The 26,556-nt window shown below is 63.4% G+C and carries 27 protein-coding genes; 5 read left to right on the top strand and 22 right to left on the bottom strand.

Translation table 11 applies throughout. The features are described from left to right. Positions 1-13: 13 nt before the first annotated feature. The 3 genes from M2D63_RS12590 to M2D63_RS12600 all read right to left on the bottom strand — a co-directional run bounded on the left by M2D63_RS12590 (position 14) and on the right by M2D63_RS12600 (position 3,200). The gene (locus M2D63_RS12590; RefSeq protein WP_285863249.1) at positions 14-946 is read right to left on the bottom strand and encodes an SdiA-regulated domain-containing protein; all 933 of its coding nucleotides are present in this window, start codon (positions 944-946) and stop codon (positions 14-16) included. Between the two features lie 149 nt (positions 947-1,095). Beyond that, entirely contained in the window at positions 1,096-1,761 is a 666-nt protein-coding gene (locus M2D63_RS12595) for a fumarylacetoacetate hydrolase family protein (RefSeq protein ID WP_285863250.1), read from the bottom strand. A 41-nt stretch (positions 1,762-1,802) separates the two neighbouring features. Beyond that, positions 1,803-3,200 carry an FAD-binding oxidoreductase gene (locus M2D63_RS12600; RefSeq protein ID WP_285863251.1) on the bottom strand — a complete coding sequence of 466 codons (1,398 nt, stop codon included), beginning with the start codon at positions 3,198-3,200 and terminating at the stop codon, positions 1,803-1,805. Positions 3,201-3,372: 172 nt separating this feature from the next. Between M2D63_RS12600 and serA the strand changes: the two genes are divergently transcribed. Continuing rightward, on the top strand, positions 3,373-4,602 hold the full coding sequence (gene serA, locus M2D63_RS12605; RefSeq protein WP_285863252.1) for a phosphoglycerate dehydrogenase: 1,230 nt from the start codon (positions 3,373-3,375) through the stop codon (positions 4,600-4,602). A 76-nt stretch (positions 4,603-4,678) separates the two neighbouring features. On the opposite strand, the gene M2D63_RS12610 is transcribed toward serA, so the two are convergent. Next, positions 4,679-5,155, bottom strand: a complete 477-nt coding sequence (locus M2D63_RS12610; RefSeq protein ID WP_285863253.1) for a DUF4399 domain-containing protein — start codon at positions 5,153-5,155, stop codon at positions 4,679-4,681. Between the two features lie 237 nt (positions 5,156-5,392). On the opposite strand from M2D63_RS12610, the gene M2D63_RS12615 reads away from it, so the two are divergent. Then, positions 5,393-6,163 (top strand): transporter substrate-binding domain-containing protein, encoded by a 771-nt coding sequence (locus M2D63_RS12615; RefSeq protein ID WP_285863254.1) that lies wholly within the window; start codon positions 5,393-5,395, stop codon positions 6,161-6,163. Positions 6,164-6,265: 102 nt separating this feature from the next. Here M2D63_RS12615 and M2D63_RS12620 read toward each other — a convergent pair whose 3' ends face one another. Both M2D63_RS12620 and M2D63_RS12625 read right to left on the bottom strand, forming a co-directional pair. Next, positions 6,266-6,769, bottom strand: coding sequence for a DUF523 domain-containing protein (locus tag M2D63_RS12620; protein ID WP_285863255.1), 504 nt, complete (start codon positions 6,767-6,769; stop codon positions 6,266-6,268). Then, complete coding sequence (locus M2D63_RS12625; protein ID WP_285863303.1) at positions 6,750-7,382, bottom strand: 2OG-Fe(II) oxygenase; 633 nt, start codon at positions 7,380-7,382, stop codon at positions 6,750-6,752. Before M2D63_RS12625 ends, M2D63_RS12620 begins: the two co-directional genes overlap by 20 nt. Before the next feature lie 113 nt (positions 7,383-7,495). Between M2D63_RS12625 and M2D63_RS12630 the strand changes: the two genes are divergently transcribed. Continuing rightward, positions 7,496-8,245 (top strand): DUF2059 domain-containing protein, encoded by a 750-nt coding sequence (locus M2D63_RS12630; protein ID WP_285863256.1) that lies wholly within the window; start codon positions 7,496-7,498, stop codon positions 8,243-8,245. Here M2D63_RS12630 and M2D63_RS12635 read toward each other — a convergent pair whose 3' ends face one another. Continuing rightward, positions 8,246-9,187, bottom strand: coding sequence for an alpha/beta hydrolase (locus M2D63_RS12635; RefSeq protein ID WP_285863257.1), 942 nt, complete (start codon positions 9,185-9,187; stop codon positions 8,246-8,248). A gap of 101 nt (positions 9,188-9,288) precedes the next feature. On the opposite strand from M2D63_RS12635, the gene M2D63_RS12640 reads away from it, so the two are divergent. Then, complete coding sequence (locus tag M2D63_RS12640) at positions 9,289-9,858, top strand: DUF6436 domain-containing protein (RefSeq protein WP_285863258.1); 570 nt, start codon at positions 9,289-9,291, stop codon at positions 9,856-9,858. On the opposite strand, the gene M2D63_RS12645 is transcribed toward M2D63_RS12640, so the two are convergent. Beyond that, the gene (locus M2D63_RS12645) at positions 9,837-10,403 is read right to left on the bottom strand and encodes a sugar O-acetyltransferase (protein WP_285863259.1); all 567 of its coding nucleotides are present in this window, start codon (positions 10,401-10,403) and stop codon (positions 9,837-9,839) included. The two genes, M2D63_RS12640 and M2D63_RS12645, sit on opposite strands and share 22 nt — an antisense overlap. Before the next feature lie 84 nt (positions 10,404-10,487). Here M2D63_RS12645 and M2D63_RS12650 point away from each other — a divergent pair, with 84 nt between their 5' ends. Beyond that, a complete protein-coding gene (locus M2D63_RS12650) occupies positions 10,488-12,857 on the top strand; it encodes a penicillin acylase family protein (RefSeq protein ID WP_285863260.1) in 2,370 nt (789 codons plus the stop codon). Between the two features lie 110 nt (positions 12,858-12,967). Here M2D63_RS12650 and M2D63_RS12655 read toward each other — a convergent pair whose 3' ends face one another. The 14 genes from M2D63_RS12655 to cysT all read right to left on the bottom strand — a co-directional run bounded on the left by M2D63_RS12655 (position 12,968) and on the right by cysT (position 26,542). Next, positions 12,968-13,846 (bottom strand): transporter substrate-binding domain-containing protein, encoded by an 879-nt coding sequence (locus M2D63_RS12655; RefSeq protein WP_285863261.1) that lies wholly within the window; start codon positions 13,844-13,846, stop codon positions 12,968-12,970. Beyond that, entirely contained in the window at positions 13,843-14,616 is a 774-nt protein-coding gene (locus tag M2D63_RS12660) for an amino acid ABC transporter ATP-binding protein (RefSeq protein WP_285863262.1), read from the bottom strand. Before M2D63_RS12660 ends, M2D63_RS12655 begins: the two co-directional genes overlap by 4 nt. Then, a complete protein-coding gene (locus tag M2D63_RS12665) occupies positions 14,613-15,272 on the bottom strand; it encodes an amino acid ABC transporter permease (RefSeq protein WP_285863263.1) in 660 nt (219 codons plus the stop codon). Before M2D63_RS12665 ends, M2D63_RS12660 begins: the two co-directional genes overlap by 4 nt. Beyond that, positions 15,253-15,918, bottom strand: coding sequence for an amino acid ABC transporter permease (locus M2D63_RS12670; protein WP_285863264.1), 666 nt, complete (start codon positions 15,916-15,918; stop codon positions 15,253-15,255). The genes M2D63_RS12665 and M2D63_RS12670 overlap by 20 nt, the downstream gene beginning before the upstream one ends. A gap of 430 nt (positions 15,919-16,348) precedes the next feature. Beyond that, the gene (locus M2D63_RS12675; RefSeq protein ID WP_285863265.1) at positions 16,349-17,134 is read right to left on the bottom strand and encodes a MetQ/NlpA family ABC transporter substrate-binding protein; all 786 of its coding nucleotides are present in this window, start codon (positions 17,132-17,134) and stop codon (positions 16,349-16,351) included. A 146-nt stretch (positions 17,135-17,280) separates the two neighbouring features. Then, the gene (locus M2D63_RS12680) at positions 17,281-18,210 is read right to left on the bottom strand and encodes a sigma 54-interacting transcriptional regulator (protein ID WP_285863266.1); all 930 of its coding nucleotides are present in this window, start codon (positions 18,208-18,210) and stop codon (positions 17,281-17,283) included. A 65-nt stretch (positions 18,211-18,275) separates the two neighbouring features. Next, positions 18,276-18,857, bottom strand: a complete 582-nt coding sequence (locus tag M2D63_RS12685) for an alpha/beta hydrolase (protein WP_285863267.1) — start codon at positions 18,855-18,857, stop codon at positions 18,276-18,278. A gap of 192 nt (positions 18,858-19,049) precedes the next feature. After that, positions 19,050-19,451 (bottom strand): biopolymer transporter ExbD, encoded by a 402-nt coding sequence (locus M2D63_RS12690; RefSeq protein ID WP_285863268.1) that lies wholly within the window; start codon positions 19,449-19,451, stop codon positions 19,050-19,052. Position 19,452: 1 nt separating this feature from the next. Continuing rightward, entirely contained in the window at positions 19,453-20,175 is a 723-nt protein-coding gene (locus tag M2D63_RS12695; RefSeq protein WP_285863269.1) for a MotA/TolQ/ExbB proton channel family protein, read from the bottom strand. Between the two features lie 27 nt (positions 20,176-20,202). Then, positions 20,203-21,006: an energy transducer TonB gene (locus M2D63_RS12700; RefSeq protein ID WP_285863270.1), complete on the bottom strand. Its 804-nt coding sequence runs from the start codon at positions 21,004-21,006 to the stop codon at positions 20,203-20,205. A gap of 244 nt (positions 21,007-21,250) precedes the next feature. Next, complete coding sequence (locus M2D63_RS12705) at positions 21,251-23,593, bottom strand: TonB-dependent receptor (protein WP_405309935.1); 2,343 nt, start codon at positions 23,591-23,593, stop codon at positions 21,251-21,253. A 250-nt stretch (positions 23,594-23,843) separates the two neighbouring features. Beyond that, entirely contained in the window at positions 23,844-24,833 is a 990-nt protein-coding gene (locus tag M2D63_RS12710; protein ID WP_128322962.1) for a sulfate/molybdate ABC transporter ATP-binding protein, read from the bottom strand. A gap of 3 nt (positions 24,834-24,836) precedes the next feature. Continuing rightward, a complete protein-coding gene (cysW, locus tag M2D63_RS12715; protein WP_285863271.1) occupies positions 24,837-25,709 on the bottom strand; it encodes a sulfate ABC transporter permease subunit CysW in 873 nt (290 codons plus the stop codon). Positions 25,710-25,723: 14 nt separating this feature from the next. Next, positions 25,724-26,542 (bottom strand): sulfate ABC transporter permease subunit CysT, encoded by an 819-nt coding sequence (gene cysT, locus M2D63_RS12720; protein ID WP_285863272.1) that lies wholly within the window; start codon positions 26,540-26,542, stop codon positions 25,724-25,726. Positions 26,543-26,556: the final 14 nt, after the last annotated feature.

A 26,556-nucleotide genomic window follows, 5' to 3' on the forward strand; every position in this document is an offset into this window, starting at 1 on the left:
TCTGAATTCTTGATCAGGGTTTCTTGAAACGATAGAACAGGTTCGGCTCACTGACGATGTACAGGGTGCCCTGCTCGTCCATGGCCACACCCTCGGCACGCGGGATGCGCTTGTTCAGGCCGTTGAAGCTGCCCAGCAAGGTCATGAAGCTGACCTGCTCGCCATTCTCGTCCAGCTCCAGCAGCAGGTTGGAGTCGGCCGACAGCACCAGCAGGTGCCCGGTACGCGGGTCTACCCCCAGGGCCGACAGGTTGCGCAGGTCCAGTTCGTCATTGGGCAGCCGCTGCTTGTCGCCGGTCAACGGGCTCTGGCCATCGCTGCTCAGGCTGAACAAGGCCGGTGGACGCTCTTCGCCAACCAGGATGCGCTTTTGCTTCGGATCCCAGGCCACGGCTTCGAACGCCTTGTTCTGGTTCTCCGACGGGCCCAGGTCGTACCGGGGGAAGTCGGTGATGTTCAGCGACTGGGTATCAGCAGTGAGGGTCACGATGGTCAGCGTGTGATCACGCTCGTCGACGATCGCCAGGCGCCCGCCTTCCAGCACGGCCACGCCCTCAGGGTTGCTCCAGCCGACCAGCGGCAGCTTGCGCAGCACATCGCCGTCGAGGTTGAGCTCGACCAGGAAAGGATTCTTGCCCATGACCGCGAACAGGGTCTTGCTCACGGGGTTGTAGGACAGATCGGAAGCTTCATCGTCTTCCATTCCAGGCAGCACCTTGGCATCGATATCGACCTGGTAGTCGGGCAGCCAGATGCTGGCCTGCTGCTCGATCTTGCTCTCGAAACGCTCCTTCACCCACAGCACACCGCGGTCGTCCCAGTGCATCGCAACCGCTACGCCGTAGCCGATGACGGCCGCAGTCGCGAGCCAGGTGGACCAGCGCAAGGCGAGACCACGCTTGCGCACAGGCGGCACGGAAGAGTTGGACGGAACGGGAGTGGCCATGGATTTATGCTCTTTTTTTGCCAGTTAATAACACATTACCGGCGCGTTCGCAGAGCCAGGTCCGCGGGCATTATCCAGATTGTTTGTGAAAAAAATGACAAAAGCCACCCGGGAAATGGCAGCCAGCAGCGCTGGCTGCCAGTAGAGCGCTACAAGACTGTGCTCTCGAAACGGCTGACACCCGGCAGCTCCAGTACCAGCTCATCGCCCGGATTGAGCGGGCCGACGCCGACCGGCGTGCCGGTCAGGATCACATCGCCCGCCTGCAGGGTGAACTGCGAAGCCATGTGCTGGATCATCGGCACGATCGGGTTGAGCATCAGGGCACTGTTGCCGTCCTGGCGCACCTCGCCGTTGATGGTCAGGCGAATGCCGATATCGGTCAGGTCTTCATAGGTGCTGCCGGCGACGAACGGCGCCAGCACGCAAGCGCCATCGAAGCACTTGGCGCGCTCCCAGGGCAGACCCTTGTCCTTGAGCTGGGCCTGCAGGTCACGCAGGGTCAGGTCCAGGGCCGGGGCGAAGCCGGAAATGGCATCGAGCACCTCTTCCTCGCTCGGCGCCGGAGACAGCGACTTGCCCAGCAACACGGCGATTTCCGCCTCGTAGTGCACAGCGCCACGCTCGGTCGGGATCTTGAAGCCGCCGTCCAACGGCACCACGCAGCTGCCCGGCTTGATGAACAGCAGCGGCTCGGTCGGGATCGGGTTGTCCAGTTCCTTGGCGTGTTCGGCATAGTTGCGCCCGATGCACACCACCTTGCCCAGGGGAAAGTGAATACGCGTGCCGTCTACATACTGGTGCTGATAGCTCATTACCGACTCCTGGCGCTATTGGAAGCTCTTGTGCTCAAAACTCAGTCGACGGCGAAGATCTTGCCCGGGTTCATGATCCCGTTCGGATCGAACACCGCCTTCACCGCTTTCATGTACTCGATTTCCGCAGGCGACCGGCTGTAGGTGAGGTAGTCACGCTTGGTCATGCCCACGCCATGCTCGGCGGAAATCGAGCCGTTGTACTTCTGCACCGTCTCGAACACCCATTTGTTCACCGTAGCGCACTTGGCGAAGAACTCGTCCTTGCTCAAGGCATCGGGCTTGAGAATGTTCAGGTGCAGGTTGCCATCGCCGATGTGGCCATACCAGACCACTTCGAAATCCGGGTAGTTTTCTTCGACGATCGCATCGATATCCCGCAAGAAATCCGGAACTTTCGACACAGTCACCGAGATATCGTTTTTATACGGTGTCCAGTGCGAGATGGTCTCGGAGATGTACTCGCGCAGCTTCCACAGGTTCTGCAGTTGCTGTTCGCTCTGGCTCATCACCCCGTCCAGCACCCAACCCTGCTCCACGCAGTGCTCGAAGGTGGCCAGCGCTTCGTTGCTGACCTCTTCGCTGCTGGCTTCGAACTCCAGCAAGGCATAGAACGGGCAGTCGGTTGCGAACGGCGCGGGCACATCGCCACGGCCCAGCACCTTGGCCAGGGCCTTGTCGGACAGGAATTCGAAGGCAGTCAGGTCGAGTTTGTCGCGAAAAGCGTGCAACACCGGCATGATCGAGTCGAAATCCGGCGTGCCCAGCACCATCGCGGTCAGGTTGTTCGGCGCCCGGTCCAGGCGCATGGTCGCCTCGACCACGAAGCCCAAGGTGCCCTCGGCACCGATGAACAGCTGGCGCAGGTCGTAACCGGTGGCGTTCTTGATCAGGTCCTTGTTCAGCTCCAGCAGGTCGCCCTTGCCGGTGACGACCTTCAGGCCAGCCACCCAATTGCGGGTCATGCCGTAGCGAATGACCTTGATACCGCCGGCATTGGTGCCGATATTGCCGCCAATCTGGCTGGAACCCGCGGAGGCGAAATCCACCGGGTAGTACAGGCCCTTGTCGGCGGCAAAGTTCTGCAGTTGCTCGGTCACCACACCTGGCTGGCACACCACGCTGCGGTCGAATTCATTGAACGCCAGGATCTGGTTCATGTAGTCGAAGGCCACGACCACTTCGCCGTTGGCCGCCACGGCGGCCGCCGAGAGCCCCGTTCGTCCGCCCGATGGCACCAGGGCGACCTTGTGCCGGTTGGCCCAGCGCACGATGGCCTGGACCTGTTCGATGCTCTTGGGAAACACAATGGCCTGCGGCGCCGGGGCGAAATGCTTGGTCCAGTCCTTGCCGTATGCCTCAAGGGACGCTGCGTCGGTCAGCATCTTGCCGGGCTCAACCAGGGTCATCAGCTCATCAAGCAACGCAGAATTGGTCATCGACAGAACTCTCGAACTATTCATAGTCACCCTGAGCACTCTTCACGTGCCAGGGACGGGCGTTTCCGAGGGCGCCTATGCTAGCATACGCCCCCCGCTGATCGTGCTTAAGGCCGATGCTGCGAGAGCTTCACTTCCCTGCCATTTTTCTCCGGGACACAGGTTTACGCAGATGAGCAAGACTTCTCTCGATAAGAGCAAGATCAAGTTCCTTCTTCTCGAAGGCGTCCACCAATCCGCCGTGGACGTCCTCAAGGCCGCCGGGTACACCAACATCGAGTACCTCACCGGTTCCCTGCCGGACGCCGAGCTGAAGGAAAAGATCGCTGATGCCCACTTCATCGGCATCCGCTCGCGCACCCAACTGACCGAAGAGGTTTTCGACTGCGCCAAGAAACTGGTCGCTGTCGGCTGTTTCTGCATCGGTACCAACCAGGTCGATCTGGACGCTGCCCGCGAACGCGGCATCGCCGTGTTCAATGCGCCTTACTCCAACACCCGCTCCGTCGCCGAGCTGGTGCTGGCCGAAGCCATCCTGCTGCTGCGTGGCATCCCAGAGAAAAACGCCTCCTGCCACCGTGGTGGCTGGATCAAGAGCGCGGCCAACTCCTTCGAAATCCGCGGCAAGAAGCTGGGCATCGTCGGCTACGGCTCGATCGGTACCCAACTGTCGGTCCTGGCCGAAAGCCTGGGCATGCAGGTGTTCTTCTTCGACCCGCTGACCAAGCTGCCGCTGGGCAACGCCACCCAGGTCACCAGCCTGCACGAACTGCTGGGCCTGGCCGACATCGTCTCGCTGCATGTGCCTGAGCTGCCGTCCACCCAGTGGATGATCGGCGAGAAGGAAATCCGCGCGATGAAGAAGGGCTCGATCCTGATCAACGCCGCCCGTGGCACTGTGGTCGAGCTGGATCACCTGGCTGCTGCGATCAAGGACAAGCACCTGATCGGCGCCGCCATCGACGTGTTCCCGGTCGAGCCGCGCTCCAACGACGAGCAGTTCGAAAGCCCGCTGCGTGGCCTGGACAACGTGATCCTGACCCCGCACATCGGCGGCTCTACCGCCGAAGCCCAGGCCAACATCGGTCTGGAAGTGGCCGAGAAGCTGGTCAAGTACAGCGACAACGGTACTTCGGTGTCTTCGGTCAACTTCCCTGAAGTGGCCCTGCCGGCGCACCCGGGCAAGCACCGTCTGCTGCACATCCACGAAAACATTCCGGGCGTACTCAGCGAGATCAACAAAGTCTTCGCCGAAAACGCGATCAACATCTCCGGTCAGTTCCTGCAGACCAACGAGAAAGTCGGTTACGTAGTCATCGACGTTGACGCCGAGTACTCGGATCTGGCGCAAGAAAAACTGCAACAGGTCAAGGGCACCATTCGCTCCCGCGTCCTGTTCTAAGTTTTCCAGGCGACAAATAATCGCGGGGCAAGCCCGCTCCTGTAGGAGCGGACTTGCCCCGCGATGCTTTCAGCCGTTACTTGACGGTAACGGTGATCTTCTGCGATTCAACGCTCGGCTTGAACGGCACGTGGGACTTGTCACCCAGCAGCAGTTGCAGGGTGTGCTTGCCCGGGGTCAGGGTCAGTTCGACTTCGGTCTGGGCCTTGCCGAAGTGCAGGATTTGCGGACCGGCCGGCAGCGGCGCCTTGTCTGCCGGCAGTGCGCTGGTCGACAACGCCTGGTCGGCAGCCGGTTCCTCGTCGACATCCACCAGCAAGTGGTGGTGACCGGTGTGCGGGGTCAGGTCACCCGCTGGCTTGAGCTCCATGCCCTCGATGCCGAACTTGACGGTGAAGGTCTTGTCGACCGTCGCGCCATCGGCCGGGGAAACGATGAAGACCTTGGCGTCTTTCGGCGGCTCCTGGCTCTTGATGCCTTCTGCGGCGACGGCAAATACCGAAACTCCCATCAGCAGGCCGGCAACGGCAGCACGCGAAACTAGGCTTCTCATTCACTTCTCCTGTGATTTACTTCTTCAAAACTTCAATAACCTTGCCATTGAAACGAAAGGCAATGGTTTGTAACCATAGAACAATTGAGTCAAAACGTGTTCAGGATTGCCAACGGAAATAATTTCTCCATGCAGCAAACCTCCTGGGCCCGTTGCGGTCCTAAGTTGCGCTCGACCGTGGCATCATCAAAAAGCCACGGCGATCTTCTTCACTGCCAATACATTCAAGGGGCGTAGATGCGTTTCACCATTGGGGTACTGCTAGCCGCCCTGCTCAGCCCATGGGCACAGGCCGAACTGATCGATGACATGAACGACCGTGGTGAACTGCGCATTGCCGTCGAAGCCAACATGGCGCCGTTCAACTTCAAGGAAAATGACAAGCTGGCCGGTTTCGAAATCGAGCTGGGCCACATGCTGGCCAATGAGCTGGATGTGCGTGCCGACTTCGTCGTCGTACAGGACGGCGATCTGCTGACGGGTGTCGAAAGCGGCAAGTACGACATTGCCCTGAACCACGTCGCGGTGACGCCGCAGCTCAAGGAACGCCTGGATTTCAGCGAACCCTACGGCTATTCCAGTGCCCAGCTGATCGTGCGCAAGGAAGAAAAGCGCCCCCTGAGCACCCTCGATGCACTCAAGGGCCACAGCCTGGGCGTGGCCCAGGGCAGCCAGTTCGCCGAACAGGCGCGTGTGGTCGAAGGGGTGGACCTGCGCAGCTACCCGGATGCCACACAGCCGATCAAGGATGTGGCCAACGACCAGATCGATGCCGCCATCAGCGACCGCCTGCTGGTGCCCTATGCCATTCGTGACAGCCAGCAAGCAGTGACCAAGGGCGCCACCGTCGGCCCGGTCCTGAGCCTGGCGATTCCCTTCCAGAAAGGTAACCCGGCGTTCCAGAGCGCCGTGGACAAGGCCCTGCAACGGATCAAGGCCGATGGCCGGCTGAGCGCGCTGTCGCAGAAGTGGTTCGGAATGGATGCCAGCAAGCCGCCGAAGCAATAACGAAAGTATTTGTCCTCATCGCAGGCTCCCACAAACACCGGTGCACGCCAAACCTGTGGGAGCTGGCGAAGCCTGCGACAGGGCCAGAACAGTCCCAGCAAGTCAAAGCTGCTTCAACGCCCGCTCAGCCGCCTCAAGCTCCAGCTCACTGAACACCTGCACGCCTTCGCGGCGCAGCAAGGCCGTGGTCACACCCTCGCCCTGCACCTTGGTGCCGCTGAACGTGCCGTCATAGGTCAAGCGGTTGCCGCATGAAGGGCTGCCGGACTTGAGCACGGCGATGCGGATGCCATGGGCACGGACCAGCGCCAGCGCCCGCCGCGCACCGGCCAGGAACTGCGCACTGACATCCTCGCCACCGACCGTCACCACCTGCGCATCGCCATCGAGCACGGCGCCACCCTGGCCGCCGGGAATCTCCGCCGGTGGCCGTGGCGTCGGCAGCCCGCCTGCCACTTCCGGACACAGGGGCACGATCCGACCTTCGGCCTGCCACTGCTGCAGAAGATCGGGATGACCGCTGGCGCGTCCGTCATAGCGCACCGGCTGACCCAGCAGGCAAGCGCTGACCAGCACCTTGTGCGGCTTAGAACGGGTCGTTGCCACGACGGCGGAACCAACCGGTGAGGGACAGACGCTCACGCCGGGCCGGCAGTACTTCGTGGGGAATGTCGCCGGACAGGAACACCACCAGGCAACCGCCGGCAGGCTCGACGTCATGCTCGAAGTCGCCCTTCAGGCTCATGCGCAGTTGCCCGCCGTCGCCGGCCTGCCAGTCCTGGTTGAGGTAGAGCACCGCCGAGACCGTGCGCCGGTCATCGTCGCGAAAACGGTCGAGGTGCCTGCGATAGAACGCCCCCGCCGGATACAGGGCGAAGTGGCACTCGAAGTCTTCAAGGCCCAGGTACAAGCCGCGGTTGAGCGCGATGCGCAGGCTGTCCATCAGCTCCAGGTACTGGTCGCAGCTCTCGGCCTGCCCGGGTTCGAGCCACTGGATATGATCGCCGCGAATCCCTTCGCGCACTTCCTGGGATGCCCCCCGCCCCACAGCAGCCGGCGCCAGCTCGCCTTCGGCGGCACGCTTGCGGCACTCGGCCGCCAGCGCCAGGGTCAGAGGCTCCGGGAGGAACAGGGTTTGCTGCGACCAGCCATGGCTGGCCAGGTCGTCGACAATGCGTAACAGCAACGGGTCATCAGGAGATAGGTGCATGCCGCGCATAGTATCCATCTGCCACGAAATTCGACAGCGCCACTTGGCCGAGAGTGTGCATTGGCGTCTCGACAAAGCCCGGCCAGGCCAAGACAATAGCGCCCTGCCGACAGGAGTCCTGAATGCGTCGTTTGTTTTTACTGTTGATGATGTTCTGCACCTCGCCTGTCTGGGCAGACAGTCTCGACCAACTCTACAAGGTCGCCGGCTGGCCCGAACAGCGCGCCCACTTTTCCGATGCCCTCGATGCCGCCCAGCAGCGCTATCGCAATAGCTTGCCGCCCGCGGTTTTCCAGGCACTGGTCAATAACAGCAACCAGCGTTTCCAGGCCCAGGCCGTGGACAAGCGTGCGCAGGCACAGCTGCGCGCCAACCTGAGCAACCCCCAGCCCGCCCTGGCGTTCTTCCAGTCGCCGCTGGGACGCAAGGTCGTCGCCGCCGAGTTGCTGGCCACCCGCCGCGACCAGTTGGCCAAGAATGCCAAGGGCCTGCCCAAGGTCGAGGCCAGCGACACCCGCCAGTTGATCATCGGCCACCTGGCCCAGGCCCTGCCTGCCCGCGAAGCTGGCGCCGAAGTCAGCCTGGCGATTGCCGGCGTTGCCGCCGACAGCCTCAGCCAGATGATTCCCGGCCTGCTCGGTGGCGCCCAGGCCCAGAGCCTGCTGGACGGGCAGCGCCAGCGCTTGATGGAGCAGATCGGCAGCGAGCTGAACAACACCTTGCTGTACGTCTATCGCGACCTGTCCGATGCCGAGCTGGAAGAGTTCGCCAGCTTTGCCGAGTCCGCCGAGGGCCAGGCCTACTACAAGGCGGCACTGGCCGCCATTCGCGCGGGCCTGGCCGTCGGCCAGAACACGTCGGACCTGAAGTGATCAGTCCAGGCGCTGGTCGATGAAATCGAAAAAGCGCTGGCGGATGGCCGGCAACTCATTGGCCAGGTGATGGCGGGCCTCGGGAATCAGCAGGATCTCGGGGTCGGCGAACTTCTCTTGCAGCACCTGCAAGTTGTGCGTCCAGTCCACGGTCATGTCGGACTGTCCCTGGATGATCAGCGGCCGCCGCCCACTGGCCGGCGCCGCCTCGATGCGCTTGACCCAGGCCACCAGCGCCCCGACCCAGGCGGTCGGCAAGCGCCGGGGTTGCAGCGGGTCGGCCTGCAGGAACGGCAGGAAGGTCGGGTCGTTGGTGTTCTCGCTGAAGCGCCGCTCTATCCCTTTGACGAATGGCCGCAGCAGGCGATAGCTGAATTTCGACCAGCGCCAGGAGCGCGGCCGCACCAGCGGCGCCAGCAGGATCACGTGCCCCTGGGCCGGACTGTGCAGGCCGGCATTGAGCAAATGGTCAATGACAATCGCCCCGCCCGTGCTCTGCCCGCACAGGTGCCAGGGCTGCGGCAGCTCCAGCGTGCGCGCCTGTTCGAACAGGGCCTGCAGCACTTGCTGGTAAGTAGCGAAGTCATCGATGCTAGCCCGCTCGCCACTGGACAGGCCGTGCCCGGGCAAGTCGCAGGCGATGACCGCATAGTGCTGGTCCAGCGCCCAGTCGATGACATGCCGGTAGAGGCCCATGTGATCGTAGAAACCATGCACCAGCACCAGGGTCGCGACCGGCTTGGGCGGCAGCCAGACCTGCCCGACCAGTTCGAAGCCCGCCACCTCGAAGCGGCCCAGCCAACGCAGCGGCTGGACCTTGCGCGCCGGCAGATCCAGCCCGTAGTAGCGCTGGTAGGCCTGCGCTTGTGCCGACAGTGGCTGACACGCAGCCAGTGTGGACAGGCTGGCGCGTAGCACCTCGGGCTGAAAGGACGCAGACATAGTAGATTTCCAGGCAACGAATGAGCGGGTTGTTGAGCGGTGATATTCAGCTGTCGCCAGCGGCATGGCAAGCTAGGCAACTTTACCTGGATACCGCACCCATGCCTGCCCTCGCCACCCGAACCCTGCTCGGCCTGCTCATCGCCGCACTATGCGCCGCCGGTTTGTGGTGGGCCTACGACAACTTCCAGAGCCGCTACCTGCGCCCGTTCGACAACCAGACCGCGCTGTTCGCCGGCGACCGCCTGCAACTGCCCGCCGCCATCGCCGGCCCTGGCCCGATCCGCCTGGTGCATTTCTGGGACCCAGCCTGCCCCTGCAACGTCGGCAACCAGCAGCACCTGGCCGAGCTGATCGAGCATTTCGCCCCACAGGGCGTGGAATTCTACGTGGTGCAAAAACCCGGCAGCCACGGCCAGCTCCCCGCCACTTTGAGCGGCCTCAAGCCCCTGGCGGTACTGCCCGGGGCCGAGCACCTGCCCGCCACCCCGGGCGTGGCGATCTGGGACCGCCAGGGCAACCTGGCCTACTTCGGTCCCTACAGCGAAGGGGCGACCTGCAATTCGAGCAACAGCTTCATCGAGCCGATTCTCCTGGCCCTGAGCCAGGGCCGGACGGTCAGCGCCACCCATACCCTGGCCGTAGGCTGCTATTGCCCCTGGGCTGACTGACGCACCCGCGCCGGGTTGCCCACCACGGTGGCGCCAGCCGGCACATCACGGGTCACCACGCTACCGGCGCCGATCACGGCGTTATCACCCACGGTCACACCGGGCAGGATGATTGCGCCACCGCCGATCCAGACATTGTTGCCGATCTTCACCGGTCGCCCGCTTTCCAGCCCGCTGCGACGCAGTTCGGGGTCCAGCGGATGGTCGGCGGTATAGATCTGCACCGCGGGGCCGATCTGGCAGTCGTCGCCGATGCTCACCGGGGTGACATCGAGGATGACGCAGTTGAAGTTCATGAAAACGTTCTTGCCGACGCTGATGTTGTAGCCATAGTCGCAATAGAACGGCGGACGAATCACCGCGCCCTCGCCGACCGCGCCGAAGTGCTCGACCAGCAAGCCGTGGCGCTGTTCGTTGAGCAACTCGGTACTGTTGTTGTAGCGCTGCATCCAGTGCTTGTTGGCGATCTGCTCGGCCTGCAGCTCCGGGCAACCGGCGTGATAGAGCTGGCCGCTGAGCATTTTCTGCTTTTCACTGAGATCCATGTTTCCTCCCTGGAGACTATGCTCCGAACGCAAATACCGTGATGATCGGACCACAGTATCCGGCAAAACGTACAAGGAGTTCCGATGAAGCGCAGCCTGACCGTCCTCGCCATGGCCATTGCCGCAGCCGCTGGCGGTGGTTACTGGTATGTGCAGGGCAAGCTGCCCCAGCGTGAGGGCGAGGTCGCACTGGCCAGCCTGCAGGCGCCGGTCAACGTGCGCTACGACGAGCGTGGCGTGCCGCATATCCAGGCCGACAACGAGACCGACCTGTACCGCGCCCTGGGCTACGTGCATGCCCAGGACCGCCTGTTCCAGATGGAGATCATCCGCCGCCTGGCCCGGGGCGAGCTGGCCGAGATCCTCGGCAGCAAGCTGGTACCCACCGATACCCTGTTCCGCAGCCTGCGCATCCGCGAACAGGCCGAACGCCTGGTCGCACGCCAGGACAAACAAGCGCCGGCCTGGATTGCCCTGCAAGCCTACCTCGACGGCGTCAACGCCTGGCAGGCCAGCCACCCCAAGCCCATGGAATTCGACGTGCTGGGCATCACCCCGCGGCCGTTCACCGCCCAGGACACCCTGAGCATTGCCGGTTACATGGCCTACAGCTTCGCCGCAGCCTTTCGCACCGAGCCGGTGCTGACCTTCGTACGCGATCATCTCGGTGACGACTACCTGAAGATCTTCGACCTGGCGTGGGACCCCCAGGGTGCCGTACACAACGGCCCGCCCCTGGCCGCCGCCGACTGGAAAAGCCTGGAGCACCTGGCACGGGTGAGCCAGGACGCCCTGAGCGCTGCCGGCATTCCCCAGTACGAAGGCAGCAACGCCTGGGCCGTGTCCGGCAGCCGTACCCGCAGTGGCAAACCCTTGCTCGCCGGCGATCCGCACATCAGTTTTGCCGTGCCGTCGGTGTGGTACGAGGCCGAGCTGTCGGCGCCGGGCTTCAACCTCTACGGCTACCACCAGGCGCTCAACCCCTTTGCCTCGCTGGGGCACAACCGCGACTTCGGCTGGAGCCTGACCATGTTCCAGAACGACGATGTCGACCTGATCGCCGAACAGGTCAACCCGGACAACCCCGACCAGGTGCGCATCAATGGCCAGTGGCAGCCGTTGACCGTGACCCAGGACAGCATCGCGGTGAAGGGCGAGCAACCGCTGACCATCACCTTGCGCCGCTCGCCCCACGGTCCGATCGTCAACCCGGTGATCGGCGACAACGCCGGGCCGACGCCGATCGCCATGTGGTGGGCCTTCCTGGAAACCGACAACCCGCTGCTCGAAGGCTTCTACCAGGTCAACCGCGCCGACACCCTGGACAAGATGCGCGCCGCCGCCGCAAAGATCCAGGCGCCCGGCCTGAACCTGGTGTGGGCCAATGCCCGCGGTGATATCGGCTGGTGGGCGGCCGCGCAATTGCCGGTCCGTGCGCAAGGGGTCAACCCGTCGTTCATCCTCGACGGCAGCACGTCCCAGGCCGACAAGCTCGGCTTCTACCCGTTCAGCGCCAACCCGCAACAGGAAAACCCGCCGAGCGGCTATATCGTCTCGGCCAACTTCCAGCCACCGGCGTCCATGCCAATCCCCGGCTACTACAACCTGGCCGACCGCGGGCAACAACTGAACCGCCAGCTGGCCGACCCGCTGACCAAATGGGATACCCAGAACAGCCAGGCGCTGCAACTCGACACCGTGACCGCCTACGGGCCGCGCACCCTGGCACCGTTGCTCGGCGTGCTGCGCGAGGTGGCCGAGGGCGATCAGGAGAAAGAGCTGGTGGAACAACTGGCCGGCTGGAACGGCGACTACCCGCTGGACTCGGTCAGCGCCACCCTGTTCAACCAGTTCCTCTACGACCTGGCCTATGCGGCGTTGCACGACGAGCTGGGCGATGCCTGGTTCAAGCCGCTGATCAGCACCCGGGTCATCGATGCCGCCCTGCCGCGCCTGGCCGCCGATGCCGAATCGCCCTGGTGGCGGCTGCGCGGCAGCAGCGAGCAGGGCGGGCGTCGCGAAGCGGTCAAGCGCGCCTGGCAGGCGAGCCTGGCGCACCTGCGCGAAACCCTGGGCAAGGACCCGGCCGACTGGCAGTGGGGCAAGGCGCATACCCTGACCCACAACCACCCGCTGGGGCTGCAGAAACCCTTGAACCTGCTGTTCAATGTCGGCGCCTTTGCCGCGCCCGGCAGTCATGAAGTGCCGAACAACCTGTCGGCGAAGATCGGGCCGGCGCCCTGGCCGGTAACCTACGGGCCTTCTACCCGACGGCTGATCGACTTTGCCGATCCGGGCCAGGCCCTGACCAGCAACCCGGTCGGGCAAAGTGGTGTGCTGTTCGACAGGCACTATGCCGACCAGGCCAGGGATTACATCGAGGGGCGCTACCACAAGGCACAGCTGGGGCCTGTTGCCGCAAAGAGCACCTTGCGGCTGGTACCGGGGCATTAGACGGCGACTGCTGCGCAGTCGGTCGCAGGCTTCGCCAGCTCCCACAGTTACAGTGACAACCTCAAGCCCCTGTGGGAGCTGGCGTAGCCTGCGATGGCCGCGCTACGGAATCAACCCTGCCACTTGCCCCCTTCGACAATCACGCTCTCAGGCTTGGTGTCGTCGCTCAGTTCCTTGCGCACGTACTGGTCATACAGCTTGAGCAGGAACTTCTGCTCACCCAGGCGCGCCAGTTCGGCATTGACCCAGTCACGCAGCTCGATATTGCCCTTCTTCACCGCCGGGGCGATCGGTGCTTCTTCCCCTAGCTTCTCGGCCAACACGCGATAGCCCGGGTTCTGCTTCGACCAGCTGAACAGGATCAGGTTGTCCTGGGCGTAGGCGTCACCACGGCCATTGGCCAGGGCCTGCAGCGACTCGGAGTTTTTCTCGAACTTGAGCAACTTCCAGTCCGGGTGGTTCTTGGTCAGCCAGATATCCGCCGTGGTGCCGGTGGTGACGATGGTGGTCTTGTCGGCCAGGTCATCGAGTTTTTTCACGCTGCTGCCTTCCGGCACCAGGGCCTGCACCGCCACGCGCAGGTTGGGGTTGGTGAATTCCACCGCCTCCTTGCGCTCCGGGGTGACAGTCATGTTGGCCAGGATCAGGTCGACCTTGTCGCTTTGCAGGAAGGGAATACGGCTGGCCGGTTCCACCGCCACGAATTCGACCTTGTTCTCGTCACCGAGCAGCGACTTGGCGAACTGGCGACCGATGTCGGTATCGAAGCCGACGTAGCGCCCGCTCTCGTCAACGAAGCCGAACGGCGGCTTGTCGGTGAATACGCCGACGATCAGCTTGTCGCGCGCCTTGATGGTTTCCAGGTAACTGGTGGCCGGTGCAGCGCCCGACGACGCCGGCTTGGCCGGTTCTTCAGCCTTGTTGCAACCGGCCAGCAGAGCCAGGCCGAACAGGGACACCAGCAGTTTCGAGGTTTTCGCAGTTTTCATGACAGTTCCTTTGCGGGCAGTGTGGGCAGGCTTTCTACAAAGGAGAATTTCTCCAGGAACTGCTGCGCGCGTGCGGTCTGCGGGTTCGTAAAGAAGCTCTCGGGGTCGCGCTGTTCAAGGATCCTGCCGGCCTCCATGAACACGATGCGATCGGCCACCGCACGGGCGAAGGCCATTTCATGGGTGACGATGAGCAGGGTCATGCCGTCGCGGGCCAGGCCCTGGATCACTTGCAGCACCTCCTTGACCATCTCCGGGTCCAGGGCGGCGGTGACCTCGTCGAACAGCATCACCTCGGGGTTCATGCACAGCGAACGGACAATGGCGATGCGCTGCTGCTGGCCACCGGAGAGCTCGCGCGGATAGGCATCGCGCTTGTCCAGCAGGCCGACCCGGGCCAGCAGTGCTTCGGCCTGGGCCTGGGCCTCGCGGCGCTCGCGCTTCTGCACCTTGAGCGGGCCGAGCAACAGGTTGTCGAGCACGTTCATGTGGCCGAACAGGTGATAACTCTGGAACACCATGCCCACCCGCTGGCGTACCTGGCGCCAGTCGGTGCGCGGATCCAGCAGTTCCTCGCCGGCCAGGCGCAGGTGACCGCTGTCGGCGCTTTCCAGGCCATTGAGGCAGCGCAGCAAGGTGCTCTTGCCGCAGCCGCTGGGGCCGAGGATCACCACCACTTCGCCGCTGCGCACCGAAAGGTCGATGTTGTTCAGCACCCGGTGCTTGCCGAAGGATTTGTTGAAGCCTTTGAACCCGATCAGTGCGCTCATGCGTGTGTCCAGCGGCGCTCAAGGGCGCGCGAGGCGGCCGAGAGCGGGTAGCAGATAAAGAAAAAGAACAGGAACAGCGCGCCGTAGATCAGCACCGATTCGTAGGTGCGCTCGATGATCTGCTGGCCGACCTTGATCACATCGACCACCCCGATCAGCACCGCCAGCGAACTGGTCTTGATGATCCGCGTGTAGATGTTGATGGTCGGTGGGGTCATGCGCTTGAGCGCCTGGGGCAGCAACACGTAGCCATACAGCTGCCAGGCACCGAGGCCGATCGACAGCCCGGCCTCGCGTTGCCCGCGGGGCAAGGAGCGCAAGGCACCGCGCACCACTTCGCCCACCTCACTGGCGCCCCACAACGACAGCACCAGCACCGCGCACCAGAAGCTGGGGATACTCAAGGCAAAGAAGATCGGCAAGCCGAAGAACAGCAGGTACAACCAAACCAGCACCGGGATCGCCCGGAACAGCTCCAGGTAGACCCGCAGCACCAGGTTCAGGCTGCGCAGGTTGAGGCTGGCCAGCACGCCGTAGAGCACGCCACCGAGGGTGCTGAAGACAATCCCCAGGCCCGAGATGGCCAGGGTCTGCGCAGCGCCCTTGCCCAGTTGCGGCAAGGACACCAGCAGCAACTCAAGACCCGAACTGGCCATGTTGCAGCCTCCTTTCCAGACGGCTGAGCAACAGCGACAACGGCAGGAACAGCAGCACGCAGATCAGCGTCAGCACCGCGAGCATCTCGTAGGTCTTGTAATACAGGGCGATGTAGCTCTTGGTGGTGTAGAGAATCTCCGGCACCGCCACCGCCGACACCACGGTGGTTTCCTTGAGCAGGAAGATGAAATTGGCGAACAGCGACGGCAGGCTGAGGATCCCGGCCTGGGGCAGGATCACGTGGCGCAGCAGCTGGCCTTCGGACAGGCCGATCGAACGCCCGGACTCCAGCTGCGCCGCCGGCACCGCCTCGACACCGGCGCGCAGCACTTCGGTCAGGTAGGCACCACCGAGGAAGGTCATGGTGATGATCGCCGCGGCAAAGCCGGAAATCTTCAGGCCCAGGGTCGGCAGGGCGAAGTAGACGAAGAACAGCTGGATCAGCAGCGGCGTATTGCGCGCCAGCTCGACGTAGAGCGTTACCAGGCGCTGCAGGTACGGCGTGCGATAGACCAGGATTGCCGCATTGACCAGCGCCACCAGCAACGAGGTGGCAATGGCGATCAGGCCGACCTGCAGGGTAACCCCCACGGCCTTGAGAAACGCCGGGAATGTGCTAAGGATAAAGGCGACGTCGAAACTCATGGACAGGGCCTCGACACAGAATGGTGGCAGTGCGACATGGACGGATCTCGGATCGGTCCAAGGGTAATCGGACCGCTCTAAACAGGGTTGTCAGTGCGGGTAAGCACCATCACTAAGACTCTAAAGGCATAAGAAAAATTATTTAAATACCTTTATTGCATATTGATATCACCCAAACAGCTAACCTGCGAAATCCTTCGGTGTGCCGGGATCTTTCCGCCCAAAAGGCAATCCAACCCCTGTCACTTCCCTCCTATCTCAAGGAAGAAAACAACAATGAACAACCAGGCGAACCACGATCCCCAGGACCTGCTGAAACTGCTGAGCGCCCTGCTGCGCGCGGTCCGGTCGCGAAACTGAGGCATAAAAAAACGCCGACGCGGCATTGCCTGCGTCGACGTTATCGAGGTGTTTGGGCTGCTACGGCGAATCAGAACGCCGGCAGTACCGCACCGCTGTATTTCTTCTCGATGAAGGTCTTCACTTCCGGGCTGGTCAGGGCCTTGGCCAGCTTCTGGATGGCGGCGCTGTCCTTGTTGTCCGGACGGGCTACCAGGAAGTTGACGTATGGCGAGTCGGCGCCTTCGATCACCAGGGCGTCCTTGGCCGGGTTCAGGCCGGCTTCCAGGGCGTAGTTGGTGTTGATCATGTCCAGGTCGACCTGGTCCAGCACGCGCGGCAGCATGGCCGACTCAAGCTCGCGGAACTTCAGTTTCTTCGGGTTCTCGGCGATGTCTTTCGGGGTTGCCAGGGCGTTCTTCGGATCCTTCAGGGTGATCAGGCCGGCCTTCTGCAACAGCAGCAGGGCGCGACCGCTGTTGCTGCCCTCGTTAGGAATGGCAACGGTAGCGCCTTCCTTGAGTTCGCTCAGGTTCTTGACCTTTTTCGAGTAGCCGCCGAAAGGCTCGACGTGAACACCGATAACGGTTTCCAGGTGAGTGCCTTTGCCTTCGTTGAAGTTCTTCAGGTACGGCAGGGTCTGGAAGTAGTTGGCGTCCAGGCGCTTCTGGTCGACCTGCACGTTAGGCTGCACGTAGTCGGTGAACACCTTGATCTCCAGGTCCACACCTTCCTTGGCCAGGGTCGGCTTGATCAGCTCGAGGATTTCGGCATGAGGCACGGGGGTGGCGGCGACCACCAGTTTCTCGCCCGCCTGGGCAAAACCTGCAACCGACAGAGCGGCCGCCAGAGCAGTGAACAACAGAGCCTTTTTCATGCGTAATCCTTATTCGAATACATGACCATCGGTCGACGGCAAAATGGGTTGCCAGCACATTGCTAGCTGGCTTGGAGCGGACAATACCTAGATTTTTTATTCCGCAACAATATCTTTTATTTTGCTGCTTATTCCATTTTCAACCATCAGCCCAGACGCTGCAAAGTCTTCCCCAGTAGCGCCTGCAGGGCAGTGCGTTCCTGCGCGTCGGCCAGCTGGCAAAACTGTTCGAGCTGGCTGGCCAGGGCTTGCAGCGGCGTCGGCAGATTCAGGTGCCGGGGCAGGATTTCTTCACCGCTGCTGACCAGCAAGGCAAAGTGAATGACGTTCTCCAGCTCCCGGGTATTGCCTGGCCAGCTGTGCAGTTCCAGCACCCGTTGCGCCGCCTCGCTGATCAACGGCACCGACAGGTTCAGGCGCGGGCTGTAGATGCCGACGAAATACTCGGCCAGCGGCAGGATGTCGCCGACCCGCTCGCGCAACGCCGGCAGCAGCAACTGGCCCTCATGCAGGTAATGGTAGAGCCGGTCATGGAACTTGCCGGCGCTGACCGCCTCGCCCAGGTCGATGCTCGACGCCGCCACCAGGCGCACATCCACGGGGCTGGGCTGTTGTGCGCCGACCCGGGTGACTTCGCGGTTTTCCAGGGCCGCGAGCAGTTTCACCTGGATCGCCAGCGGCAGGTCGGCGATTTCGTCCAGGTACAAGGTGCCGCCATTGGCCGAGCCAAACCAGCCGGCACGGCTGCTGGCGGTGCCACTGTGGGCGCCGGCGCTGTAGCCGAACAGCTCGGCATCGGCATAGGTCGGACTGATGGCCGCGCAGTTGACCGAAACGAACAGGCCGCCGCGATCGCTGGCGCGGTGGATCTGCCGGGCCAGCAGCTCCTTGCCGGTGCCGGTCTCGCCGCGAATCAGCACCGGCAGCGCCAGCGGCGCCAGCAGTTCGAGCTCCTGGCGCAATTGCCGCGAACGCGGGTCGACGAACACCAGCGCCTTGGCGCGGATGCTCAGCGGGCTCTTGTCCAGTTCGGGAAAGGTCAGCAAGGGCTGGCCGAAGGTATCGTGATGACTCATGGCAAACTCCCGCCCGCAGCACCTGGGGCCGGGCGTTGGTTCTGGCGAAAGGTCAGCGCCCGGGGTCAGGCGCGGCGAAGGGCGTGCTGTTCGAGACGGTTCTGCAGGCGGTACAGGTAGGCAAAGCCCTGCTCCCAGCGACGGTGGCCGGACTTGACGTTGATATGTCCGGCCCCGGCGAGAAAGCCCACCTCGGCACCCCAACCACGGGCCAGTTGCATGGCCCGCGGGGCACTGACCGCCGGGTCGTTGTCGGAGCTGACCACTTGGCTCGGGAACGGCAATGTCTGCTGTGGAATCGGCGCGAAGTTGCGCAGGGCATCGGCGCAGGTCGGGCGCTCGACATCGGCCGGCGCCACCAGCAACGCGCCATGCACCCGGCGTAGCAAACTCACGCTGGCTTGCGCTGCCCAGTGGGCGACGGTGATGCAACCCAGGCTGTGGGCAATCAGGATGACCGGCGAAGCGTCAGCGGCCACGGCCTGCTCCAGTGCCGCCACCCAATCTTCGCGCCGCGGCGTCAGCCAGTCGGCCTGCTCCACCCGGGCACTGTTGGGCAGCACCTGCTGCCAGTGGCTCTGCCAATGATCTTCTGGCGATCCTTGCCAGCCCGGCACAATCAGGTAACGGATCGACGTGTTGCGCATGGGGACGCCTCCTGTGGGGTTTGCGTGCTTGAGGCAAAGTATAGGGGCGTGGTTATATTCGTAAAGGAATAAGAAGCTATTTATTAATAACCAAAACTATTCTCTGTAGGAGCGGTTCCCGAGACGCAGATAAAAAAAGGGCCACCCCCCTGCCAGAGAAATGGCCCTGAAGACTTGCCTGAGGTGTGTTGCTCAGCGGGCGGTGATCACCGACAACTTGGTGATACCGGCTCGTTCGATCGAGGCCATGGCACGCGCCACTTCCCCATAGTTCACGCCATCGTCGGCCTGCAGCTGCACGCGCAGTTCCGGGTCCTTGGCCTTGGCCGCCTGCAGGTTGGTTTCCAGCAGGTCGGGCTGGATCTGATCCTTGTTGATGAACAGCTGGCCGCCGCCATCGATGCTCACCACCAGCGGGTCCTTCTGCTCCACCGGGGCCACGGCCTCGGTCTTGGGCAAATTGATGGGAATGGCATTGGTCAGCAGGGGCGCGGTGACGATGAACACCACCAGCAGCACCAGCATCACGTCCACCAGCGGCGTCACGTTGATCTCGCTGAGTACTTCGTCACTGTCCTGGGTCGAGAAGGCCATGTCAGGAGGCCTCCTTCACAGTCTGCGGATGGCTGCCGGCCGCTTTGTAGGCAGTCGGATGGATCAGCACACGGAAGGCGCTCTTCTGCGCCAGGCTGTAGAAGTCGTGGGCAAAGTCGTCGAGGTCGGCGGCGGTCAGCTTCAGGCTGCGCAGGAAGTAGTTGTAAACCAGCACCGCCGGCACCGCGACGGCGATCCCCACGCCGGTGGCCACCAACGCCGCACCAATGGGCCCGGCCACGGTTTCCAGACTGGCGGAACCGGCGGCGCTGATGCCCTTGAGTGCTTCCATGATGCCCCAGACCGTGCCGAACAGGCCGATGAAGGGCGAGGTGCTGCCGATACTGGCGACCACCGCCAGGCCGGTTTCCAGGGAGCGGCGCTCACGCACGATCTGCTGGCGCAGGGCACGCTCCAGGCGGTCCTGGTGGTTGATCGCCTGGCTCAGGTCGCGGGCATCGCCCGGCTCACCCACAGCGATTGCCGCGTAGCCGGCCTGGGCTACCCGGGCCGCCGCGCCAGGCTGGCTGTCGCTCAGCTCGGCAGCGGCATCCAGGCTGGAGGCGGCCCAGAACTGCTTGTGAAAGCGCTTGTCCTGGTTTTTCAGGCGCAGGAACTGCACGCCCTTGACCAGGGCCAGTCCCCAGGTGACCACAGAGAAGCCCACCAGCAGCCAGATCACCGCGCTTTCGATGGATTCGAGGGGGGATGCCAATAACGTCATGATCAGTACTCTCTCTGTTAGCGCGAATTAGTGGATCTTGAATTCGATCGGTACGCTGACCCAGCCATCCAGGGCCACGTCCCCTTGCTTGGCCGGCACGAAGCTCCAGCGCTTGACCGCCGCCAGGGCGGCCTCGTCGAGTGGCTGGCGGCCGCTGCTCTTTTGCAGCTGGATCTCGCCCGGCTTGCCGCTGGCCAGCACATGCACCCGCAACAGCACCGTGCCTTCCCAGCCGCGGCGGTGGGCCAGTGCCGGGTATTCCGGCGCCGGGTTCTTCAGGTAGCCGGCACTGGCCGAGGCCGGTGTCACCGGCGCTGGCGCAGGCGGTGCGGGTGGCGCCGCTGGCGCGACGGGCTGCGCGGGTGCCGGTGGCTGCTCGACGGCCTTGGTCACCGGTTTGGCCACTGGCTTGGCGACAGGCTTGGGTTTCGGCTTGGGCAGCGGCTTGGGCGCAGGTTTGGCCGCCAGCTCATCCACCACCGGCGGCGGTGGCTCCACGACCGCAGGTGGCGGTGCGGGTGGCGGTGGCTGGACCACTGGCGGTGCCGGCTGGGAAAACTCGATGGTCATCGGTGGAATTTCTGGCGCTACCACCGGTAGAACCGGTGTAGGCGCCTGGCTGAGCCAATAGGCCACGGCGCCATGCAGGGCCAGGGCGAAAACGCCCAGCAGGAACTTGTCGCGGCGACCCAGGGCGCTGTTCGGCGTGCGCTGCAAGCGTTGCTGCGCCAGGGGCACACGGTGCGCTCGGCCGAAGTCGACCAGCGCGCCGCCCGGCGTCTGGCGCCAGCGCACATCGAGTGTGGCGGCGGCGGTCTGGACATTACCCATTGATCAGCTCCCGGGTCTGCGTTCGTTACATCGAAGGCCGCTCATTGGCCTTCGCTGGATGGATCATCAATCGGCACTGCTTATTTCTTAAAGTAATCTTTAAAGTTATAGATAGATGATTTACGAATATGAAAAACGATGCCTCCGCTCAAAGCCGCGCCGTTCGCGGCCTTGCGCCCATCGGCGTATTTGCTATGCCTGCCACGCATGAAAAGTATGTGGCGCAGGCATGGCAAAACCGGCCTCAGAAGTCGTAGCGAGCGGTCAGGCCCAGGGTTTTCGGCGTGCCCGGCAGTCCTTCATAACCGCCATTGGCCGCACTCCAGAGGGTGGTGTAGTAGGTCTTGTCGAAGGCGTTCTTCAGCCACAGCGAGACATCCCACTGCCCCTGCCCCAGATCGCCCCGCAGGCCGGTGGACAGGTTGACCACGGCATAGCTGGGGATCTGCGCGAAGTCCGAGTCCTCGACCGTGCCCACGGCCTTGGAACGGAACGCGTAGCTGGCGGTGACATAGGGCTGCAGGCCGTTGTCCAGGTCCCACTGGTAGGTGCCGTTGGCGTTGCCGATCCACTTCGAGGCGCCGACCACCTGGTGCCCGGTCAGGTCGCAGGAGGCCGGTGCGCCTGGCTGCAGGGCGACCTCCGGCGGGCACGGGGCGTCCTTGTAGGAGAGATAGCGGACGTCGTTGTAGGAGCCGTTGAGGTTCAAGGTCAGGCCACGGATTGGCACCAGGGTGCTTTCCACCTCGACCCCGCGCGAACGCACGGAACCGGCGTTGGTCAGGTACTGCACCCGGTTGGCTTCGTCGTAGGCGTTGGTCTGGTAGCCGTGGACCTCGGTCCAGAACAGGTTGGCGTTGAGTTGCAGACGGCGGTCCCAGAGGGTGCTCTTCAGACCCAGTTCGGCGTTATTGGCGCGCTCGGTGCCCACCAGCAGCGAATCGGCCCCGGCCACCGGTGCGGTCGCCACCGTCAGGTTGACCCCGCCGGACTTCTCGCCGTGGGACAAGGTGGCGTAGCCGAGCAGGTCATCGGTGAAGCGGTAGCTCAGGTTGAGCAGCCCCGAAGGGCTGAAGGTGTACTGGTTGAGATCCCCCGAATCATAGGCGCCGACCCGTGCCTGGCGGGCCGCGGCGGCCGCGCCCGTGACCGCGGCACCGTTGACCGGCGCATTGCGGTCGACCCAGGCGCTTTTTTCTTCGTAGGTGCCACGGATGCCGGCGGTGAAATCCAGGCGCTCGGTCAGGTGCCAGGTGCCCTGGCCGAACAGGGCGAAGCTGTCGGTGTCGATATGGCCCTTGCCCAGGGTGGTGACATTGGCCAGGGCGCCAGCGGGCGTGCCGTTCCAGATATCGGCCTGGGGCCCGTAGAAGACGAAGGATTGGTTATCCAGGTCCGAGCCGAAGTAGTAGGCACCCACCACGTAGTCGAAGAATCCACCGGTGGGCGAGGCCAGGCGAAATTCCTGGGAGTACTGCTTGTCGCGCACCGACACGCCGGAGTTGTAGGCCGCCGGCACGTTCAGGCCCTCGTCGTTGCGCGGGGTGAAATCCCACCAGCGGTAGGCACTGACCGAGGTCAGGGTGAAGTCGTTGTCCAGGGTCCAGTTGGCTTCCAGCGAGGTGCCGCCCTGGAACACCGTGACCTGCTGATCGCTATCGAGGTTGACCTTGCGCGTGCTGCCGTCGATCAGCGTGGCACCGGCCGCCCTGGCACGGGTTTCGTAGCGGTTGACGCCATTGATGGTCGGCCCGGTGCTGAACAGCAGGCGGGTGCCGGCGCTGGAGTCTTCTTCGTTGTAGTCGCCGATCCAGCGCAGATTGAACTGCTCGTTCGGCTTGTACAGCAACTGCCCGCGAAAGCCCTGGCGCGAGCCGCCATTGAGGGTATGGCCGTCGAACTCGTTCTTGATATCGCCGTCGCTGCGGGTGCGGTAGGCCGAAATGCGCCCGGCCAGGGTCTCGCTCAACGGGCCGGACAGCGTGCCCTTGGTCTGGAAGTAGCCATCCTCGCCCACCGAGGTTTCGATGCTGCGCTCGGGGGTGAAGCTGGGCGCGCGGGTGCTGATGTTGATCACCCCGGCAGTGGTGTTCTTGCCGAACAGGGTGCCTTGCGGACCACGCAGCACTTCCAGCTGCTCGATGTCCACCAGGTCGAACACCGCCATGCCCGGCCGGCCGAGGTAGACGTTGTCCAGGTAGAGCCCGACGCTGCCCTCCAGGCCATCGCTGGCCGGGTTGTTACCCAGGCCACGGATCGACACGCTGGACTGGCGCGCATGCATGTAGGCAACGTTGACGCTCGGCACCAGTTGCTGCAGGTCCTGGATGCGGTAGACGCGCTGGTTTTCCAGGGTCTGGCCGTCGAGCACGCTGATTGGCGTCGGCACGCTCTGGGCGCTTTCCTCGCGGCGCCGGGCGGTCACGGTCACGGTCTTGAGCTGGCTGTCACTGGCCTTGACTGCCGTCTGCGCCGGCTCGTCGGCTTGGGCCGGCAGCCAGTGCGCGCTGCCGGCCAGCAGCAGGGCCATAGGCAGGCGCTTGAGCCGACGGGATGAGAGAGGTGCAGCGCGAAGGGTCGGACTCATGGACAGCTCCTGGCAGGAACGTATATTCCTGATAGTTATTTGTATATTGATTTACATATTTTTACCGAATAAGAGAGTGACTTTATAAGGAGTGCGACCGAGCTGCGGCAAATGCATTTGGCCGATACTTTTAATGCCGAATAGGCATATAGGAGGGAGGTGAAGCGCAATGCAATCGCGGGGCAAGCCCGCTCCTACAGGTTTGGTGAAAACCTCTGTAGGAGCGGGCTTGCCCCGCGATCAGAGTGGGTCAGATGTTGGCGACTTTCTGCCAGACCTTGGGCTTGAAGAACAGGGTTTCGCCACGCGCCAACCCGCTCAGGCTGTCGTGGTCCTTGACCACTTCGGCCTCGATCAGCTCGCTCTGGCCCTCGACCTTCAGGGTCACTCGGGTAGTCGCGCCCAACGGACGAATATCACGCACTTCCGCGGCATGATGGCCTTCGATCTCGTGCCGCGACAGCGACACCTCGTGCGGTCGGAACAACACGTGGTGGCCCTCGCTCAGGTGCAAGCGGTTGGAGTCGCCGAGGAAGTGATAGACGAAGTCACTGGCCGGGTTCTCGTACACCTCGCCCGGCGAGCCGATCTGCTCGATCACGCCCTTGTTCATCACCACGATACGGTCGGCGACTTCCATGGCCTCTTCCTGGTCGTGGGTGACGAACACCGAGGTCAGGTTGATGTCCTCATGCAGGCGCGCCAGCCAGCGGCGCAGCTCCTTGCGCACCTTGGCATCGAGGGCGCCGAACGGCTCGTCGAGCAGCAGCACCTTGGGCTCCACCGCCAGGGCGCGGGCCAGGGCGATCCGCTGGCGCTGGCCGCCGGACAGTTGCTCGGGGTAACGGTCGCTGAGCCAGTCAAGCTGGACCATGTTCAGCAGTTCATGGACCTTCTCGGCGATCTTGCTCTCGCTTGGCCGCTCGCCCTTGGGCTTCATGCGCAGGCCGAAGGCGACGTTGTCGAACACGCTCATGTGGCGGAACAGGGCGTAGTGCTGGAACACGAAGCCGACGTTGCGATCACGCACGTCGTGGCCGGACACATCCTCGCCATGGAAGACGATGTTGCCCTGGTCGGGGGTTTCCAGCCCGGCGATGATCCGCAGCAGCGTGGTCTTGCCGCAGCCGGACGGGCCCAGCAGGGCCACCAGCTCACCGCTGTGGATATCCAGGTTGATGCTGTCCAGGGCCTGGAAAGCGTTGAAGCGCTTGCTGACGTTACGAACTTCGATCGACATGAATTATTCCTCCGCTGCGCTGTGGCGCAGACGGTTAATGCGGGACTCGCTCCACTGCTTGAGCAGCAGGATGAAGAGCGCCAGGATCAGCAACAGGCTGGCCACGCTGAAGGCCGCGACATGGTTGTATTCGTTGTAGAGGATCTCCACGTGCAGCGGCAAGGTGTTGGTCACCCCGCGAATGTGCCCGGAGACCACCGACACCGCGCCGAACTCGCCCATGGCCCGCGCGGTACAGAGCACCACGCCGTAGATCAGGCCCCATTTGATGTTGGGCAGGGTCACGTGCCAGAACATCTGCCAGCCGTTGGCGCCGAGCAGGCGCGCAGCCTCCTCTTCCTGGGTGCCCTGCTCCTGCATCAGCGGGATCAGTTCGCGGGCGACGAAGGGCACGGTGACGAAGATGGTCGCCAGGACAATGCCCGGCAAGGCGAAGACGATCTGGATGTCGTGATCCTGCAACCAGGGGCCGAACAGGCCCTGGGCGCCGAACATCAGCACGTAGACCAGGCCGGCGATCACCGGCGAGACCGAGAACGGCAGGTCGATCAGGGTCACCAGGATGCTCTTGCCGCGGAAGGTGTACTTGCTCACGCACCAGGCCGCGCTGACGCCGAACACCAGGTTCAGCGGCACCGAGATGGCCACGGCGATCAGGGTCAGCTTCAGGGCCGACAGCGCGTCGGGCTCGAAGATCGCCTCGAAGAAGGTCCCCAGGCCCATTTTCAGGCCCTGGGACACCACGATCACCAGCGGCAGCAGCAGGAACAGGGCGAAGATCAGCCAGGCGAGGCTGATCAGGATACGCCGCGAAGTGGCGCTGCCACGGCGGGCGGCGTTGGCCGAGGCGGCCGCGCCAATAGACGATGCAGACATGGACATGGCCTCCTTCAAGGGGTTTCGATGCGCCGCTGCAGCAAGTTGATCAGCAGCAACAGGATGAAGGAAACCACCAGCATCAACACGCCGATGGCGGTGGCGCCGGTGTAGTCGTACTGGTCGAGCTTGACCATGATCAGCAGCGGCAGGATCTCGGTCTTCATCGGCATGTTACCGGCGATGAAGATCACCGAACCGTACTCACCCACGCCCCGGGCAAAGGCCAGGGCGAAGCCGGTCAGCCAGGCTGGCAACAAGGCTGGCAGCAGCACATAGCGGAACACCTGCAGTGGCTTGGCGCCCAGGCAGGCAGCGGCCTCTTCGACCTCGCGCGGGATATCGGCCAGTACCGGCTGCACCGTGCGCACCACGAAGGGCAAGGTCACGAAGGTCAGCGCCAGGGTGATGCCCAGGGGGGTGTAGGCGATCTTGAAGCCCAGGTCAGTGGCGAACTGGCCGACCAGGCCGGCCGGCGCATACAGCGCGGTCAGGGCGATACCGGCCACCGCGGTGGGCAGGGCGAACGGCAGGTCGATCATCGCCTCGATGATCTTGCGTCCGGGGAAGGTGTAGCGCACCAGCACCCAGGCCAGCAGGGTGCCGATGATGCCGTTGATGATGGCGGCGAAGAGGGCAGTACCGAAACTCAGCTTGAGCGCGGCAAGTACCCGCGGTGCACTGATGATGGCCCAGAACTGCTCCCAGGTGAGCTGGGCGGCATGCACGAACATGGCGCCCAGCGGTATGAGCACAATCAGGCTGAGGTACACCAAGGTGTAGCCCAGCGTCAGCCCGAAGCCGGGTATGACGGGGGAAATACGACGTGACATAAAGGTCCCTGGTT

Origin of the sequence: Pseudomonas sp. BJa5 (genome assembly GCF_030272875.2) — a bacterium.
Classification (GTDB): domain Bacteria; phylum Pseudomonadota; class Gammaproteobacteria; order Pseudomonadales; family Pseudomonadaceae; genus Aquipseudomonas.